This is a genomic window from Massilia cavernae (genome assembly GCF_003590855.1).
GTDB lineage: Bacteria > Pseudomonadota > Gammaproteobacteria > Burkholderiales > Burkholderiaceae_D > Telluria_A > Telluria_A cavernae.
Genome location: NZ_QYUP01000150.1, coordinates 23,727 through 41,321, shown reverse-complemented (window position 1 = coordinate 41,321; position 17,595 = coordinate 23,727). Strand labels below are relative to the sequence as shown.

Below are 17,595 nucleotides of genomic sequence, written 5' to 3'. Positions count from 1 at the left end.
CGCTCGCGCGGTAGTTGGGCTTCGGCGCTGCCGGCGGGTCGTCGTCGACAGGGGTTTCTGATGCAATTCTAAACTGTTTCCTATGTTGGTTAATGAGGCAATCGGCCTCATTCCAACAGGAGCAGCATCATGACTCAAGCCATCACCCCGCTGCGCCAACGCATGATCGACGACATGCGGATGCGCAAGCTCGCACCCAAGACCCAATCGGCCTACCTGCTGCACGTGCGGCGGCTGGCCGCCTTCCTGGGCCGCCCGCCCGACACCGCCACGAGCGAGGATCTGCGCTTGTTCCAATTGCACCTGGTCGAACAAGGCTTCACGTCGAACGCCCTGAACGTGACGATCACCGGATTGAAGTTCTTTTTCGAAGTCACCGTCCACCATCCCGAACTGATGGCCAGGATGCATCCCGTACCGGTTCCCCGCAAACTTCCCCAAGTGCTCAGTCGGGACGAAGCCGCGCGCCTGATCGCCTCGGCGTGCAGTCCCAAGTACCGGGCGGCATTGTCGGTCGCCTACGGCGCCGGCCTGCGCGCAAGCGAAGTGGTCGGGCTCAAGGTGACCGATGTCGACAGCGGGCGCATGGTCTTGCGCGTGGAACAAGGCAAGGGGCACAAGGACCGGTACGCCATGCTGTCGCCGGCGCTGCTCGACTGCCTGCGTGCCTGGTGGAGGACGGCACGTGCCGAAGGCAAGATCCTGCACGGCGGCTGGTTGTTCCCCGGACAGAATCCCGTCGACCCGCTCGGCGTACGGCAGCTGAACCGCGCCATCCACGCCGCCGCCGACCTGGCGCGCATCGACAAGCGCGTGTCCATGCACATCTTGCGCCACAGCTTCGCCACCCATCTGCTGGAGCAGAAGGTCGACATCCGGGTGATCCAGACCCTGCTCGGCCACAAGCGGCTCGACACGACCGCGCTGTACGCCCAGGTCGCCACCGATCTATTGCGCGAAGTAATCAGCCCGCTCGACACCTTGCAGCCGGCATAGGGGGCGCCATGGAGCACCCCGACCTGGAGGTCGCGGACATCTTCCGCGCCCACGGTCCGGCCTGGCGACAAGCCCAACGCGGACACCTGAGCCTGGGCCAGCTCAAGGTCATGTCGGCCATCGAGCAGTGTCGCAGCGCGGCGCTGGGCGGGCACGCGCTGCGCTGCGACACCTGCGAACACGTCGACATCGCCTACAACTCCTGCCGCAATCGCCACTGCCCGAAGTGCCAGGCCGGCGCCGCGCGCCGCTGGCTTGAAGCGCGCCGCAACGAATTGCTGCCGGTCGAGTACTATCATGTCGTCTTCACCCTGCCGGCGACGGTCGCCGCGCTCGCCTGGCACAACAAAAGCGTACTCTACCGACTGCTGTTCGAGCTCGCGGCGCAGACGCTGTGTACCATCGCCGCAGATCCCAAGCACCTGGGCGCGCGCATCGGCGCCACACTGGTGCTGCACACGTGGGGTTCGGCGCTGACCCACCATCCCCATGTGCACGGCATCGTCCCCGGCGGCGGCCTGTCGCAGGACGGCGAGCGCTGGGTCGCCTGCAGGCGGGGATTCTTCCTGCCGGTGCGCGTGCTCTCGCGCTTGTTCCGGCGGCGCTTCCTCGAAGCGCTGGGCGCGGCCCATCGCGCCGGCCAGTTACGTTTCCTCGGCGAGCATGCGGCACTGACGGAACCGACCGCCTTCGCGCGCTGGATGGCGCCGCTGCGGCGTTGCGAGTGGGTGGTCTACGCCAAACGTCCGTTCGCCGGGCCCGAGGCGGTGCTGGCCTACCTGTCCCGCTACACGCATCGAGTCGCAATCTCGAACCGGCGGCTTGTCGCCATGGACGAGCGCGGCGTGACATTTCGTTGGAAGGACTACCGTGCCAAGGATCAGATGCACAAGACGATGACGCTCGGCGCCGACGAGTTCATGCGCCGGTTCCTGCTGCATGTCCTGCCCAGCGGCTTCCACCGGATCCGGCACTACGGGCTGTTCGCCAACGCGGGACGCAAGGCCAACCTGGCCAGGGCGCGCGCATTACTGCGCGTCCCGGCGCCCGCCGTCGACACACAGCCTGTCGAGCGCAATTCGACGATGTTCATTTGCCGGCACTGCGGCGCGCCGATGGCGATCACCGCCATCTTCTTGCCGATCAAAGCAATTCAGGCACCAGCACGGCACCAGGGAGCACCTCCATGAGCGACAACGACAACATAGGCTTGCGCCACAAGCGCGTCGACCGTCGGCCAAAACCGATGCGGAGCTCCTTTGCCTGTCCTGCCGCAGCGTCTCAATTTCAATCGATTAACCACCGAACAGGCGACGCCCCCCGTGACCGTTTCAGGTCTTATATACGCCATCGATGCCAACTCGCCCGCTCCAACTGGCACCTTCCCAGCCAACGGCGCCGGTCAAATCGCCATAGCCTATGACAAAGGCTGACGACAACTAAACTTCCCGCGGTTTCCTCCTTCGGGGCTTGCCCAACGCCGGCCGGGAACGCTTGCGCGCATCAATTCAGGTCTGTGGAAGCGGCCGACATCGGACAACCCTTAACGAACGCAGACGTTCAAACCGGCTCAGTGTACGGGATTTGTTGTCCCTCCTAGCAAGCTGGAATTTCGCCAGGCGTTCTTAAGCGCCCATCAAGCCGCTGCTGGCCTTGCGCTTGCCCTGCATGCGCTCGATGCGGATCTCGATGCCGACGATCGCCTTCATCAGTTTGTCGATGTAGTCGGGCGGCGCATCGGCGATCGCCCAGGGCCGCGGCTGCGCTGCCTCGTGGCGTGTGGTCAGGCGTTCGAGCAGCGCCGCCAGCCATTGCGCGTCGTCGACCGCGCGCAGGGTGCCGTGCGCATGCGCCACCGCATAGTCCCAGGTCGGCACCACGCGCCCGCTGCGCTCCTTCTCCTCGAACCGCGACGGCGAAATGTAGCCGGTTGGTTCATGGAACACCGCCATCACCTGTTCGCCGTCGCGCCGCCACACCGGATTGGCGCGCGCCACGTGGGCGCGCAGAACGCCCAGCGGCGCGCCGGGCGTCGGGGGCGAGATCTCGAACGGGATGTGGTTCGCGTCCAGTCCGCCTGTGCCGCCCGTCACCAGGGTGCCGAGCGGGTTGGCGGCGATCAGGCTGTGCAGGGCGCCGGTATCGGCTTGCTCATATTTTGCGGGAACGTACATTCAGGCCGCCGCTTCGACCACGACTTCGGCCTTGATCGAGTTGGCGATGTAGCAGCGCGCGTGGGCCAGGTGGTGGATGGCTTCGAGTTCGGCAGGCGTCGGCGGCGTCAGCGAAAACGCGATCTCGGGACGCAGCGCGATCTTCGGCATCCAGATCACACCGTTGGCGTCCTTGTCCAGGTAGCCGACCGCGCGGTCGCGGTAGGAATCGACCACGAAGCCGCGCTGCGCCGCGAACGACAGGAAGAACAGCATGTGGCAGCTCGACGCCGCCGCCACCAGCGCTTCCTCGGGATCGACCGCGGCCGGGTCGGACATCGGTAGCGGCACCGACAGCGGCGAGGACGAGGCCGGCACGCGCGCGCCGCCGTCGAAGGTCCACTCGTGCCTGCGGCTGTAGCGCTGGTCGGCGAACGACTGGTTGTCGCGCTGCCATGCCACTGTCGCTTCGAACTGCTTCATGCTTTTTCTCCGTCTGGATGTATTGATGGCATCATCTTAGCGTCCGATTTGGCTTGCTCAAATGACCAATAACGGTAAATATTGGAATACCAATTCGCACCGCACGTCCAATGCACACCTCCGACATCATCAAAGCCCTGCCGCTCGACCGCGGCGCGCCGCTGCCCATGTTCCGCCAGCTGTACAGCCAGGTGAAGGAAGCCATCCTGCGCGGCACCCTGGGGCCGGGCATGCAGCTGCCGCCGACGCGCGAGCTGTGCCGCCTGCTGGGCGTGTCGCGCCAGACGGTGCTCAACGCCTGGGACCAGCTGATGGCCGAGGGCTACCTGAGCGGCAGCGTCGGCAGGGGCACCTTCATCAGCGCCCACCTGCCGGCGGTTCGCGAGGCCGCGCCGGCGGGCCTTGGCCTGCTGCGGCCCCTGTCCGCGCGCGGCGAGGCCTACGCGGGTGCGATGGCCTACGTGCGCTACCACGAGGGCAAGCTGCGCGCCTTCCGCGCCAGCATGCCGGGCATCGACCTGTTCCCCTTCGATATCTGGAGCCGGCTTGAATCGCGCCGCTGGCGCCATCCCGACTACCACCTCGGCTACAGCGATCCGGCCGGCTACCAGCCGCTGCGCGAGCTGCTTTGCGTGTACCTGCGCGCCTCGCGCGGCGTCAACTGCACGCCCGACCAGGTGGTGATCACTTCCGGCTCGCAGCAGGCGCTGTTCCTGCTGTCGCAGCTGCTGCTGGCGCCGGGCGACGGCGTCTGGGTCGAGTCGCCCGGCTACCAGGGCGCCAGCGCGCCGCTGTTCGCCGCCTCCGCACGCGTGTGCACGGTGCCGGTCGGCCCGGAAGGCATGGACGTCGCGTATGCGGCCGAACATTATCCCAACGCGAAGATGGTGCTGGCCACGCCTTCGCACCAGCTGCCGCTGGGCGTGACCATGAGCCTCCAGCGCCGCCTCGAGCTGCTGCGCTGGGCGGCGGCCAACAAGGCGTGGATCATCGAGGACGACTACGACAGCGAGTACCGCTACACCGGGCCGCCGCTGGCGTCGCTGCAAAGCCTGGACCGCGCCGGCTGCGTGGTCTACGTCGGCACCTTGTCGAAGGTGCTGTTCCCCGGGCTGCGGCTTGGCTACATCGTGGCGCCGCCCGCGCTGGTGGAGCCGCTGGTGCGGGCCAGGGCGGTGGTCGACCGCCACAGCCCGATCGTGCCGCAGATGGCGATGGCCGACTTCATGGCCGCCGGCCATTTCGGCCGCCACATCAAGCGCACCCGCGACGCCTACGCAGAACGGCGCGAGGCGCTGCTGTCGGCCATAGCAACGGAACTGGACGACGAACTGGCCTGCGGGCCGTCGGATGCGGGCCTCGACCTGTGCGTGCACTTCCGGCGCCGGCATGACGAAGCGCAGGTAGTGAAGGCCGCACTGGCACGCGGCATCGAGTTGCGGCCGCTGTCCTACTACGCCAACCGTGCCGCCACGCCCGCCTGTGCGGTGGCGCCCGGCCTGCTGCTTGGCTTTGCGGCGATACCGCCGGCCGAGATCCGGCACGGCGTCGGCGTGCTGGCCTCGGTACTGCGCGCGGCGCGATGATTTATACTTGCGTGATGACTTCAACCCGCTGCGCCTGGGCCAATATGGCCAACCCCCGCTACGTCGACTACCATGACCACGAATGGGGCACGCCCTGCCACGACGAGAACCGCCTGTTCGAAATGCTCAACCTCGAAGGAGCGCAAGCGGGCCTGAGCTGGGAAACGATCCTGAACAAGCGCGAGAACTACCGCCTCGCCTTCGACGGCTGGGACGCCGAAAAAATCGCGTGCTACGACGACGCCAGGGTGGCCGAACTGCTGGCCAATCCGGGCATCGTGCGCAACCGCCTGAAGGTGGCGGCCGCGATCACCAATGCCAAAGCCTACCTGCGCCTGCGCGAGGAGGGCAGCACGCTGGACCAGTACCTGTGGGACTGGGTCGGCGGCAAGCCGATCGTCAACCGCTGGGAGAAGGGCGAACGCCCGGCCAAGACCGAACTGTCCGACCGCATTTCGAAGGACCTGGCCAAGCGCGGCTTCAAGTTTGTCGGCTCGACCATCATCTACGCCTACATGCAGGCCATCGGCATGGTCGACGACCACGACGTGGCCTGCTTCCGCCACGCCGGGTGAGCAGGTGGAGCTGACGGCTCACTGGCGGGGCAGGGACAGCTTTACCGTCCTCGATACCGCCTGGGGCGAGGGCGAGAAATTCAGCGCACTCGAAGCCGCATGGCGCGCCGACCCGCAGCGCTGCCGGCGCCTGCACTACGTCGCGCTGGCGCCGTCCGCCTTGCCCGGCTCGCGCCGCATCCCGCAGCCCGACGCCGGGATCACGCTCGACCTGCTGAACGGCCCGCTCGAACAGGCGCTGGTGCAGCTCGATGCCCGCCTCGACGCCATCGCCCTGCATGCGAGTCCCGGGGACGGTACTGGTTTCGTCCGCCCGCTTGCCAAACTGTGCGTGCCCGGCACCATACTCCTGCCTGCTTCGGTCAGCTCGGAACAGCGCGAGGCGCTGTCGAAGGCGGGCTTCGGCTTCGTCGCGCAGAATGGCAGCGCAATCTTCGCCAGCCGCAAGCCGGTGGCGCCGCGCGCGAAGCCGGCGGAACGGCGCGCGATTGTCGTGGGCGCCGGACTGGCCGGAAGCGCCGCCTGCGAAAGGTTGTGTGCGCGTGGCTGGCAGGTCACGCTGATCGAACGGCACGGACAGCCCGCAAGCGAAGCGTCGGGCAACCTCGCCGGCATCTACATGCCGCTGCTGTCGAAGGACGACAATATCCCGACCCGGCTTGCACGCGCCGCATTCCTGTTTGCGCTCGACTACTGGAACCGTCTGGACGGCATCGAAGGCGCGCGCTGCGGCGTGATGCAGCTGGCGCGCGACCCGGCGCACGCCGGCGTGCAGCGCGCCATTGCCGCGCGCTGGAACTATCCGCATGACTTCGCACAGTGGCTGGAAAGCGCGGAAGCCTCGGCGCTGCTTGGCGCCCCGGCGCCGGACGGCGCCTGGCTGTTCCCGCAGGGCGGCTGGGCGCGCCCATCCAGCGTGTGCGCCGCGATGCTGGCTGCCTGCGGCGGCAAGCTGACGGCGCATTTCGGCGCCGGCACCGTCGGCATCGAACGCCGCGGCGGCCAGTGGCATGCGCTGGACGCAGCCGGCGCCAGCATCGCGCAGGCGCCCGTGATGGTGCTTGCCAACGGCACCGGCGCCACCGCGTTGCCGCAGGCGGCGAACCTGCCGCTGTGGAAGGTGCGCGGCCAGGTGTCCCACCTTGCCGAAGGCGCGGTGCCAGCCTTGCCGTTCGTGCTTTGCCGCGAAGCCTACCTGACGCCTGCTTCGGGCGGCATCCACAGCGCCGGCGCCACCTACGACCTGAACGATCCCGACCCGGCGCTGCGCCAGTCCAGCCACGACGACAACCTGGCCAAGGTGCGCTCGCTGCTGGGCGACCCGTCGCTGGCGCAGGACGCGCCGCTGCTGGGACGCGTGGGCTTCCGCTGCGTGGGCCCGGACCGGCTGCCGCTGGTGGGCGCCATCGGCGACGCCACGCCCACCGGCCGCGCCGAAAGGCTGCGCGACCTGCCGCGCCATCCCGGCCTGAATGGCCTGCTCGGCTACGCCTCGCGCGGCCTGATCTGGGCGCCGCTGGCGGCCGAACTGCTGGCCGCGCAGCTCGAAGGCGAGCCACTGCCGCTGGAACGGACGCTCGTGCAGGCGCTGGACCCAGCGCGTTTCATGCTGGGCAATGCAGCCAAACACGCTATAGTCACGACGGCTCCACAAGCAGAGAACCCATAATGAACGACTCTTCCAGCTCGAACGAACTGTCGCTGTTCCTGGCGTCCACCGCGCACGACATGAAAAATTCCGTCAGTGTGCTGGCGGGCACGCTGGAGAAGCTGCTCGCCAACGCCTCGCCGGAAGTCGATGCGGCCTATCCGCAGATGGCGCACATGCTGTACCAGACCAAGCGCCTGAACGACAACCTGATCCAGCTGCTGGCGCTGTACAAGCAGGTCGGCAAGCCCGAGTACCCGTTCGACGTGCAGCCATTGGAGCTGGCCGACCTGGTCGGCCAGGTGCTTGCCAGCGTGCGCGTGCTGCTCGACTCGCGCGGCGTCAAGCTGGAGACCGACTACGATCCAGGACAGATCTGGCACCTGGACGAAGACCTGGTGATCGGTGTGATCGGCCATGCCATCAACAACTCCATCCACTACACCCAGGACAAAGTGCGGCTGTCGCTGAAGGTGGCCGATGGCTGCCTTGAAATCCGCGTCGAAGACAACGGAAGCGGATATCCGGCCGCGATGCTCGACGCAGGGGCCGCCGCGATGAGCGGGCGGAACGAAGGCGTCAACTTCCTCACCAACAGCACCGGCCTCGGCCTGTACTTCTCCAGCGAAGTGGCGAAGATGCACAAGCACCGCGGCCGCAGCGGCGCGATACGCCTGGAGAACGGCGGCGCATATGGCGGCGGCTGTTTCATCCTGACGCTTCCATGAAGCCCGGCGTTCCGGACATGGGCGCGGTCGACTGGGCCGGCAAGACCTACCTGGTGGTCGACGACTTCGTCGGCATCCGCCAGCTGTTGCGCGAAAGCCTGCGCAACCTCGGCGCGAAGAACATCGACCAGGCTTCGTCGGGCGGCGAGGCGATGGCCATGCTGGCGAAGATACGCTACGACGTGGTGCTGTGCGACTACAACCTGGGCGAGGGCAAGAACGGCCAGCAGGTACTGGAGGAAGCGCGTATCCGCCAGTTGCTCCTGCCCAGCAGCGTGTGGCTGATGGTGTCGGCCGAGAAGAGCGTCGAATCGGTGATGGGGGCGGCCGAGCACCAGCCCGACGCCTACCTGATCAAGCCGATCACCGAAGGCATGCTGCTGACGCGCCTGAACCGCGTATGGCACAAGAAGCAGGTCTTCCGCGGCATCGACCAGGCCTACTCCGAGAAGGACTACCTGCGCGCGGCGCGCCTGTGCGACGAACAGATCGAAGCGAGCCGTGTCCACGAGACCGAGCTGCTGCGCATGAAGGCCTCGCTGATGCTCAAGAGCGGGGAACCGGCCAAGGCGCGCGAGGCCTACGAGCGCGTGCTGAAGGAGCGCGAGTACCAGTGGGCGCGCGCCGGGCTGGCGAAGATCCGCATGGCCAACGGCGAGCACGAACAGGCGCGCCAGATATTCCAGGGCGTGATCGCGGAGAACCGCAACTACATCGACGCCTACGACCAGCTGGCGGTGGCCTACCAGTACATGGGCCAGCACGAGGAAGCCTGCGCCATCCTCGAACGCGCGGCGCGGCTGTCGCCCAATTCGGTACCGCGCCAGCGCAACCTCGGTCAAATTGCGCTCAAGGTCGGCAACATGTCGGTGGCGGAAAAGGCGTTCAGGAAGTGCATCGCGATCGGCGAGTATTCGGTGATGAAGACCGCCGATGCCTACCTCGGCCTGGCGCGCGTGTGCGGCCAGAAGAACGACACCAAGGAAGCGCTGGCGCTGCTGGCAACCGCGTGCCGCGACTTTGCCGACGACGGCATCGAGCTGCGCGCCAAGATCGTGGAAGGCCTGGTCTACCACGAGAGCGGCGACTTCCGGCGTGCGCGCAAGGCCGGCGACGAGCTGGAAGAAATGCTCGAAGCCGATGCGGTGCGGCCGGACACGGCCACCTGCCTGGACCTGGCGACGATGCTGTTTGCGGTCGGCGTCAAGGACGCGCCGGTGGCGCTGCTGTGCTACGTCATCCGCAACAACCACGACAACCTGGTGCTGCTGGACGAAGTGCAGAAAATCTTCGACAAGGCGCGGCTGGGGGAAGAGGGCGACGCACTGATCAAATCGTCGCGCAAGGAGGCGGCGGACATGATGAACCAGGGCGTGCTGCTGTGGAAGACCGGCAAGCTGCCGGAGGCGGTGGCATGGATGCGCGACGCGCGCAAGGCACTGCCGAACAACCTGCGCATCCTGTTCAACGCCGCGCAGATCCTGATTTCGCACATGGGCAAGCACGGCTTCGACGCCGCGCTCTCGAGCGAGGCGACCGAGGTGCTGCTGCACGTGGATAGAATCCAGCCGGGACAGCAGCGCTTTGCCCAGCTGATGGAACAGCTGGCGGCGATGGCGGCGCAGGCGCACCCGCAAGATTTTGAGGCCGCCGTCGAAGCGGCACTCGCGGCGCCCCCTGCCTGAACGGCTTTATTCGGCTGCCGGTTTCGCCTTTGCCGCGCGCGGCTTGGCGGCGCCCTTGGCTGCTGCCGCCGCGCCGGCGCCGGCCTTGGCCATCGAATCGGCCATCGCCTTGCCCATGTCGGCGGTTGGCATGGCGGCCGCCATTTTTGCGGCGGCTTCGCTCATCGCCTCCGGCGACATTGTCGTATTTACCGCCTGCTTGAACTGCTCCTGCAGCATGTTCCACCACGCTGCAGGATTGCCGAAGGCGCCGGCCGCTGCGTCGCCGCCTGCATCCTTGGCGCCTGGCGCCGGCTGCTGCGCGGCCTGGGCGAACGCGTCGCCCATCGACTTGAGCGCGGCCAGGGTGCCGCGCTGGACTTCCAGCGTCTGTATGGTCCCGCGCACCATCGAGGAATTCAGCGCAAGCCAGGCTTCCACCGCTTTCAGGTCGGTGATTTTCTTGTCGAGGTCATCGACCGACAGGGTGGGCACGGCCATGCCGGGAATTCCCATGCCGCCCACAGGTTCTTGACGAAATCCAGCGTATCGGTCATGGCATCGGCGCCGGGCATGGATGGTTTGGTCATGTGCTCTATCTCCGTCTGGTGGGATTCCAAGCGTAGCAGATTATGCAAGCGCCGCTCAACCAAATCTTGTGAAAACGGCAAAGCGCACCGGTGTTTCACTTTATGTGTCAGCGGAAATACGGCGTGCCGCGTTAAACTAGCAGCATGACCTTTGCCTTGCCTCCCTTTCGTTTGCGCCTGCCCGTAGTGGCCGGCGCGACGATCCTGCTGCACTATCTGGCGCTGGGGTGGGTTGGAGGGCGTATTGGCATGCCGCAGCAGGACGTGGAACTGGCCGAACCGGTGGCGATCGTCGCGCAGTTGCGGGCGCCGCCGCCGGCAGCACAAGCACCAGCGTCGCCGGCGCCGCCGAAGAAGAAGCCCGCGCCGCGCAGGCGGGCCGCTGCCATGCCGGCGATCGCAGCTGTGCCGCCGCCGGAAGCGGAAGCGCCGCCGGAGCCGGAAGTGCCGGCGCCGCCAGAAGCGATAGCCGAAGCGCCGCCCGTTGCTGAAGCCGTGGTGGAAGAACCGCCGGCCGAATCACCCGCGGCGCCGCTGCCGCGTCAGTACAGGGCCAGCGTGCCGCCGTCGTCGGAACTGGCGCTGGAACTGGAGCGTGTGGATTCCAAGGGCACGCTGTGGCATGGCGAGGCCGGGATGTCCTGGCAGGTGTCGGGCGGAAGCTACAAGGTGAAGTTTGATGCAGGCATCAGCATGCTGGTGACGAAGGTAAACCTGCTGGCGCTGGCAAGCGAGGGTGCCGTCAGCGACGCGGGCTTCGACCCGCAGCTCGCGACCGAGAAGCGCAGGGGCAAGTCGCTGACCGCGACGCACTTCAACCGCGGCCAGGGCAGCATCACGTTTTCGGCGGTGCCCGATGCAGCGCCGCTGCCGCCGGGTGCGCAGGACAAGGCGACGCTGCCGCTGCAACTGGCCGCCATCGCCCGCGCGGACCCGGCCCAGTTTGAAGGCGGCATGGACATCACGGTCGGCGAGGAGCGTGCCGCGGCGGTCTACCACTTCTCGGTGGCGGGCCAGGAAGAGATACAGACGAAGCTGGGCCGGCTGCACACGTGGCGGCTGGTGCGCCCGCCCAAGCCGGGATCGTACAACTCGCGGCTCGAGGTATGGCTGGCGCCGGAGCGCGGCTGGGTATCCGGTCCGCATCCGCAACACGGAAGCCAACGGCGCGGTCACCACGCAGACAGTCACGAACATCGTAGTCAGGGAATCGGGAACAGAAAATGAACAGTAAGATCTTCAGCACGATCCTCGCCGGTACGGCGCTGTCGCTGGCCGCAGGCAGCGCGCTGGCGGCCGCCAAGGCGCCGCCGCCGGCCGACCTGAAATATGCGATCACCGCGACCCAGAAAGGCATGAGCCTGGACGGAGAATCGAACGTGAAGTGGCGGGTGGACGGCGGCAGGTACACCCTGAGCAGCGAGTCGCGTGCGTCCATCCTCGGCAGGATCCAGGAAAACCGCAGCGAGGGCAGCGTCGGCGACGATGGCCTGGCGCCCGAAAAATTTACCGAGAAGCGCTTCCGCAAGGACCCGTACAGTGTGACCTTCGACCGCGAGGCCAAGGCGATCCGCTTCACCGAAGGGACGAAGGTGTTTGCGATCAAGGGCGGCGAGCAGGACCGCGCCTCGGCGCCGTGGCAGCTCGCCGCGCTGGGGCGCGCCACGCCGTCGAAATTCGTGGCCGGCTCGGAGTGGCGCATGATCGTCGCCGGCCGCCGCGACGCCGAGCCTTGGGTGTTCAAGGTGACCAGGACCGAAAAGCTGCGCACGCCGATGGGGCAGCTCGATGCGGTTCACCTTGTGCGCGAACCGTCCGCGGATTCTAAGGAGCAGCAGGTCGACATCTGGCTGGCGCCCGCGCACGAGTGGTATCCGGTCAAGGTGCGCTTCAGCGACCATGATGGCGAAGATGTCGTTGAACAAACTATTGCCAAAATCACCATGAAATAAGCGGCCTTTCGGCCTTCCGTTGTTGCTTGGCGGCCCGTTTCGGTCCGGGTTGCCTGGGCTTAACTGATATACTGACGCCCCGTGTATGAGTTGAAACAACGCCCGAAACAATGATGGAATTAACGGCAGGTGCGGCCCAGGCTGCGGAAATACTGACAATAGGGCAAGACGACGCGGATTCGCTCCAGGCGCACTTCCACCCAGGCATTGCCGCCGACGAGATCGAGCAGGTGTTCCACCTGAAGCGCGCGCAGCCGACGCTGCAGGCCTTCACCGCCTTGTTCCACGGCGGCTTCGACGGCGTGCTGATCCGCCTGCTGGTGCTGCGCGAACTGGCGTCCGACACCAACACCGCCGGCTTCTCGCGCTCCGACATCAACCAGAAGCTGGCCTACCTGATTCCCGAAAGCCTGGAAACCGTGCTGACGCGCCTGCGCTCGCACGGCCTGCTGGCGTGGGACACGTCGGCCGCGGTTTACCGTATTACGCCGATGGCGCGCAACGTGCTGTCCGCGCTCGACACCATGCTGTCGATGGGCCAGGCCGACGACGAAGCCGAGATGGGCTTCCTGCTGTCGCAGGTGGCGGGCGCGCAGGCGGTCGGCGGCGTCACCGTCGAACAGCTCAAGCACCTGCTGGGACGCCTGGTCGACCTGACCGAGGAATTCCGCGACGCCATCGCGTCCGGCTCCGAATTCCGCCTGCGTACCTCGCAGGCCAAGTGGCACATGGCCTGCGACTGGGTCGAGAAGGGCTCGCAGATCCTGCGCGCGATCACCAGCGACGAACGGGCCGATTCGGCCACCCACAGGGCGGCGCAGGCGATCGGCCGCGCCCAGAGCGCGCTGCTGAACATGCAGGGCATGTTCTCGCGCGCGCTGAACCAGATCGAGCGCCAGCGCGTGCACCTCGGCCAGTCCGGCCTGTCCACCACCGACGTCAAGCGCTGGCTGCTGGCGCACGAGGACCTGTCCTCGCTGGCAGAAGGCGCGATCGACCGCCCGGTGGTGCCGCTGTTCGGCACCCCGGCCGAAATGATCGACGTGGCCGAAACCGAACTGCTGGCCGAACGCGCCGCGGCGGCGGCCCAGGCCGGCCTGCCGGAAGGACAGGATGCGCCGCTGACGATCAACGACGCGCCCACGCTGCAGGCGGAACTGGACGACTGGCTGGCACGTCTGTCGGACTTCGCCAACCTCGGCAACTTCCCCAGCTTCTCGGAGGAGAGTCCGAAGTCGGTACCGATCCAGGACTCGCTGCTGCCGGCGACCTTCGCGGTTGCTTCCTACCGCGCGTCGCTGCTGCCGCTGCTGGGCGACGCCGCCGAAGCGAGCCTGCAGGGCGCCACCGCCCAACTGGCGCGCTTGCCCGTAACCTTTACGCCTACCGATGACATGGTGCAGCTGGACGACCCGCACGTCGCCGCCATGTCGATTGCGACCCTCTCACTGGATCTCGAAAGCGGCCCGCCCGATGATGAATGACGATTCCCAAATCCTGATTGCGCGCCTGCTGACGCACCAGACCCTGCGCCGCGACGACAAGATGGTCAAGCGCGTGCTGTCGGACGAGCAGTTCCGCGCCGAAGTCGACAAGCGCCTGCTCGAATCGGGCCTGAAGCTGCTCGATAACGTGTATGCTGACCACGTAACGCTGGCGCTGCACCGCGCCGTCGAGCCGAAGATCTTCGGCGCCAAGGACATCTGGCAGAACAACAACTTCGGCCTCACGCGCGACGGCGTGGCGCTGCTGGTGGTGCTGTGGGCGCAGATCATCCTGCCCAAGCGCGAACGCCAGGAAACCCACCAGAGCGCGGACGATGACCAGACCGACCTGTTCGGAAAAGAGAAGCCGATGCCGCGCGCGGAAGACACCTCGATCGGCATTTCGTACACCGCGCTGCTGGCCGATTTCGGCGAAAAGCTCGGCAAAAAAACCCGCATGGACATGAACCTCGGCACGCTGGCCAAGCTCGGCTTCATCGAGCGCCGCGGCGACGTGATCCTGGAAGGACCGCTGCTGGACCTGATGATGGACACCGACGTACTGAAGGAGCGCATCATCAACGGCGCGCTGGCCGACGTGTTCAAGCGCGCGCCGCTGGCCGTGGCGCCACCGCGTCCCGTAGTGCATGACGCTGCCGCCGCCAACGACGCCGACGATGCGTCCGACGCCATCGACACCCCAACCGGAGCCTGATCCATGTTCCACATCAAATCCTTAGAACTGGTCCATTGGGATTACTGGCAGCGGATCAAGAACATCCCGCTGGACGCCAAGATCATCACGATCGCGGGCCAGAACGGCTCGGGCAAGACCACCTTGCTCGACGCGCTGCGCACGCTGTTCGGCCTCGATTGCTCGATGGGCCGCACCTACAAGCACTACGCGCGCCACTCGGGCCAGCAGACCGCATGGATCCGCGCGGTGGTCGACAACAAGAATGTCGGCCGCCAGCTGTCGAACCGCCCGTTCCGCAGCTCCGGATTTTTCAGCGACGATGAAGTGACGCTGTTCTGCCAGATCCAGAAGAACGGCGGCGACTGGAAGCGCCAGTACCTGATGCGTCCCGGGAATGTGCAGATCGAGGAAGTGACGGAAGCGACCGACTGGCTCGGCGTCGAGAACTACCGCAAGCGCCTCGCCAACGCAGGCCTGTCGCCGGCGATGGCGAAAGTGCTGGCGCTCGAGCAGGGTGAAACCGACAAGCTGTGCGAATACGCGCCGCGCCAGTTGCTGGACCTGGTATTCCAGGTCTTCGGCGACAAGGAAGTGCTGGACGCCTACGACGAAGCCAAGCGCCACCAGCGCGACACCGAAGTGGAACTGAAGCGCTTCGAGACCGAGCTGGAAGCGTCGCGCACCAACCTGGAAGGCCTGCGCCTGCGCGTGGCCAACTACCGCCAGTGGGAAGACTTGCACAAGGAGCGCCGCAACCTGCTGGAGGAAGTGCTGCCCAGCCTGCAGTACCACGAGGCGCGCGAGAAGGCCGCCGGCACCAGCCGTTCGCTGCGCGAAGCGCGCCGCCCGCTGGCGCAGGCCGATTCGCAGCTGACCGAAAAACGCAACGCCGTCGCCGCACAGGCGCGCGCGCTGACCGACGCGCAGCAGCAGGAAACCCTGCTGGAACAGGAAGCGGCCGCGCTGGCCAGCCGCCTGACCCAGTTGAACGGAAAACTGAAGCCGCTCGAAAGCCTGCTGGAGCAGAAGGAACGCCTGCAGAAGCTGGCGGCGGACGCCGGCGCCGACATCGCCGAAGTGGCGGCCCAGCTGGACGCCAAGGAAGCGGAACTGGCGCGCCAGAAGCAGGCGCGCGAAACCATCTCGGCGCGCATCGCGTCGGAGATGTCGACCATCTCCGCATTGCAGGGCAAGACCGCGATGCCGGAGCCGGAAGCGGTGCGCGGCATGCGCCGCGCGCTGCGCGATGCGGCGATCCCGCACGCGATGCTGTCCGATATCGTCGAAGTGACGGATGCGAAATGGCAGGGCGCAGTCGAAGGCGTCCTGGGCGGCTACGCCTCGGTGGTGCTGCTGGAACGCGCGAAGGATGCCGCGGCCGCCTACCGCCTGGCGGAAAAGGAACGCTACCGCCACTTTATCGTGCCGGAATGCATCGATGCGCCGCAGTCGAAGGACGACAGCCTGCTGTCGGTGGTGCGCTTTTCGGCGCCTGCGCCGTCGTGGCTAATCGACCAGCTGTCGCGCATCAGCCGCGTCGACTCGGTCGACGAAGGCTTCCGCCTGTCGAAGGACGAGGAATGGATCACCCCTGACGCCTACCACCGCGAACGCCGCGGCGGCCGTTCGCTGTTCGTGGAAGCGTCGCGCTACCGCTTCGGCCAGGCCGGACGCACGCAGCGCATGGAAGCGATCCAGAAATCGCTGCCGGCGCTCGAAGCGCAGGAAGACGCGCTGACCCTCGCCATCAGCAAGCTGGCTGCCGAAGTCGGTGCGCTGAAAGCGCGTATCGCCGGCGTGGACGCGGCCAAGGAACTGGCGGCACGCCAGGCCGAGTTCGAGGAAGCGCTGCGCTCGATCGAACCGCTCAAGGCCGAGCGCCTGCAGGTCGGCTCGCGCCTGGGCGAACTGCAGGGCCTGACCAAGAACGCGGTGGTCACGCGCACCCGCGCCGACACCACCTGGCAGAACGCGCGCATGGCCCTGTCGGAAGCCGAAGCCGGCCTGCGCCTGGGGCACTGCCGCCAGATCGAGCAGCGCGCCGAACATGCGCAGGCGCTGGTGGAGCTGCGCCGCACCTGGCGCCACCTGCCGAAAAGCTGGCGCCGCAGCGCGCGCCGTGCGTCGCTGGTGGCCGAGCACCAGAACTCGCACCAGGTCGACCTGCGCGTATCGTCGCTGCAGCACGCGCTGGCGCGCGACGACTGGGAACTCGATGCGACCGTGATCGACCAGTACCACCGCCTGAACGAGCAGCTGCACGGCCGCCAGTCGGAGACCGACGAGCGCCGCTACCAGAACAACCGCGCGATCGAAGCGACCGGCAATGCGCGCGGCGCCTACATCGAGCGCCTGCGCTACACCATCAAGACCTACAGCAAGAACATCAGGGAGCTGGGCGAACTGGCGGGTATCGACGTGCATGCCGACCCGGTGCGGCTGGAAAACGACGATGTCCAGCTGTCGCAGGCCGGCCTGCACGTGCGTTTCAAGTTCGACGGCAAGGACCAGATCGGGATGAACGACGGCGAGGCGTCGGGCGGACAGCAGGTGATGAAGTCGCTGGTGCTGCTGATTGGCTTGCTGAAGTCGGAAGAGGGCTCGGGCGGCTTCGTGTTCATCGACGAACCGTTTGCCCACCTGGACATCCGCAATATCCAGCTGGTCGGCGAGTTCCTCAAGAACACCGAGGCGCAGTACCTGATGACGACGCCGCTGACGCACAACACGGACGTCTACGATCCTTCCGAACTGACGCTCATCACGAGCAAGAAGAAGAAGGACACGCAGTGGGCGCAGCCGATTTTCGTGCTGCAGCGGCGGACACCTGGTACTACCAAGGCCGCTGCGTAATTACCGCCAAGGCCGCTGCGTCACTCGACCGCAGCGGCTTTTTTTATGTGCGCCCAGCATGGGCGCACTCCTGTGGGTGAAAGTCCCGCCGCGAGCTGACCACAGTGAGCGAAGTGAAGCGCAACTGCATGAGGGTAACTGAGTGTGGGAAGGAAGCGTGGAGCATAAATCATGAGCCGATGGACA

At 66.6% G+C, this 17,595-nt stretch carries 15 protein-coding genes; 12 read left to right on the top strand and 3 right to left on the bottom strand.

The genetic code is table 11. The features are described 5' to 3' along the window. Window positions 1–129: 129 nt before the first annotated feature. Complete coding sequence (locus D3872_RS20300) at window positions 130–996, top strand: tyrosine-type recombinase/integrase (RefSeq protein WP_119809001.1); 867 nt, start codon at window positions 130–132, stop codon at window positions 994–996. An 8-nt stretch (window positions 997–1,004) separates the two neighbouring features. Next, complete coding sequence (locus tag D3872_RS20295; protein ID WP_119809002.1) at window positions 1,005–2,186, top strand: IS91 family transposase; 1,182 nt, start codon at window positions 1,005–1,007, stop codon at window positions 2,184–2,186. Between the two features lie 435 nt (window positions 2,187–2,621). Here D3872_RS20295 and D3872_RS20290 read toward each other — a convergent pair whose 3' ends face one another. Both D3872_RS20290 and D3872_RS20285 read right to left on the bottom strand, forming a co-directional pair. Further along, window positions 2,622–3,170, bottom strand: a complete 549-nt coding sequence (locus D3872_RS20290; RefSeq protein ID WP_119812518.1) for an FMN-binding negative transcriptional regulator — start codon at window positions 3,168–3,170, stop codon at window positions 2,622–2,624. Beyond that, entirely contained in the window at window positions 3,171–3,632 is a 462-nt protein-coding gene (locus D3872_RS20285; protein WP_119812517.1) for an OsmC family protein, read from the bottom strand. It abuts the gene before it with no gap. A gap of 110 nt (window positions 3,633–3,742) precedes the next feature. On the opposite strand from D3872_RS20285, the gene pdxR reads away from it, so the two are divergent. From pdxR to D3872_RS20260, 5 genes are read left to right on the top strand one after another with little or no spacing between them, the layout of a single operon-like run. Continuing rightward, on the top strand, window positions 3,743–5,218 hold the full coding sequence (gene pdxR / locus D3872_RS20280; RefSeq protein WP_119812516.1) for a MocR-like pyridoxine biosynthesis transcription factor PdxR: 1,476 nt from the start codon (window positions 3,743–3,745) through the stop codon (window positions 5,216–5,218). Window positions 5,219–5,232: 14 nt separating this feature from the next. Then, a complete protein-coding gene (locus tag D3872_RS20275; RefSeq protein ID WP_119812515.1) occupies window positions 5,233–5,793 on the top strand; it encodes a DNA-3-methyladenine glycosylase I in 561 nt (186 codons plus the stop codon). Between the two features lie 4 nt (window positions 5,794–5,797). Then, window positions 5,798–7,462 (top strand): FAD-dependent 5-carboxymethylaminomethyl-2-thiouridine(34) oxidoreductase MnmC1, encoded by a 1,665-nt coding sequence (mnmC1, locus tag D3872_RS20270; protein WP_119812514.1) that lies wholly within the window; start codon window positions 5,798–5,800, stop codon window positions 7,460–7,462. Next, entirely contained in the window at window positions 7,462–8,169 is a 708-nt protein-coding gene (locus D3872_RS20265) for a sensor histidine kinase (protein ID WP_119812513.1), read from the top strand. Before mnmC1 ends, D3872_RS20265 begins: the two co-directional genes overlap by 1 nt. After that, window positions 8,166–9,854 (top strand): tetratricopeptide repeat-containing response regulator, encoded by a 1,689-nt coding sequence (locus D3872_RS20260; RefSeq protein WP_119812512.1) that lies wholly within the window; start codon window positions 8,166–8,168, stop codon window positions 9,852–9,854. The genes D3872_RS20265 and D3872_RS20260 overlap by 4 nt, the downstream gene beginning before the upstream one ends. Before the next feature lie 6 nt (window positions 9,855–9,860). Here the strand turns inward: D3872_RS20260 and D3872_RS20255 are convergent, their stop codons facing one another. Then, entirely contained in the window at window positions 9,861–10,334 is a 474-nt protein-coding gene (locus D3872_RS20255; protein ID WP_229459444.1) for a PhaM family polyhydroxyalkanoate granule multifunctional regulatory protein, read from the bottom strand. Between the two features lie 245 nt (window positions 10,335–10,579). Between D3872_RS20255 and D3872_RS20250 the strand changes: the two genes are divergently transcribed. The 5 genes from D3872_RS20250 (at window position 10,580) to D3872_RS20230 (ending at window position 17,409) form a co-directional block, all read left to right on the top strand. Next, window positions 10,580–11,650, top strand: a complete 1,071-nt coding sequence (locus tag D3872_RS20250; RefSeq protein WP_229459443.1) for a DUF3108 domain-containing protein — start codon at window positions 10,580–10,582, stop codon at window positions 11,648–11,650. Further along, on the top strand, window positions 11,647–12,375 hold the full coding sequence (locus D3872_RS20245; RefSeq protein ID WP_119812511.1) for a DUF3108 domain-containing protein: 729 nt from the start codon (window positions 11,647–11,649) through the stop codon (window positions 12,373–12,375). The genes D3872_RS20250 and D3872_RS20245 overlap by 4 nt, the downstream gene beginning before the upstream one ends. Window positions 12,376–12,485: 110 nt before the next feature. After that, complete coding sequence (locus D3872_RS20240; protein ID WP_229459442.1) at window positions 12,486–13,859, top strand: hypothetical protein; 1,374 nt, start codon at window positions 12,486–12,488, stop codon at window positions 13,857–13,859. After that, window positions 13,852–14,574 carry a hypothetical protein gene (locus D3872_RS20235; protein ID WP_119812530.1) on the top strand — a complete coding sequence of 241 codons (723 nt, stop codon included), beginning with the start codon at window positions 13,852–13,854 and terminating at the stop codon, window positions 14,572–14,574. Before D3872_RS20240 ends, D3872_RS20235 begins: the two co-directional genes overlap by 8 nt. 3 nt (window positions 14,575–14,577) lie before the next feature. Then, window positions 14,578–17,409 (top strand): AAA family ATPase, encoded by a 2,832-nt coding sequence (locus D3872_RS20230; RefSeq protein ID WP_119812510.1) that lies wholly within the window; start codon window positions 14,578–14,580, stop codon window positions 17,407–17,409. Window positions 17,410–17,595 lie beyond the last annotated feature (186 nt).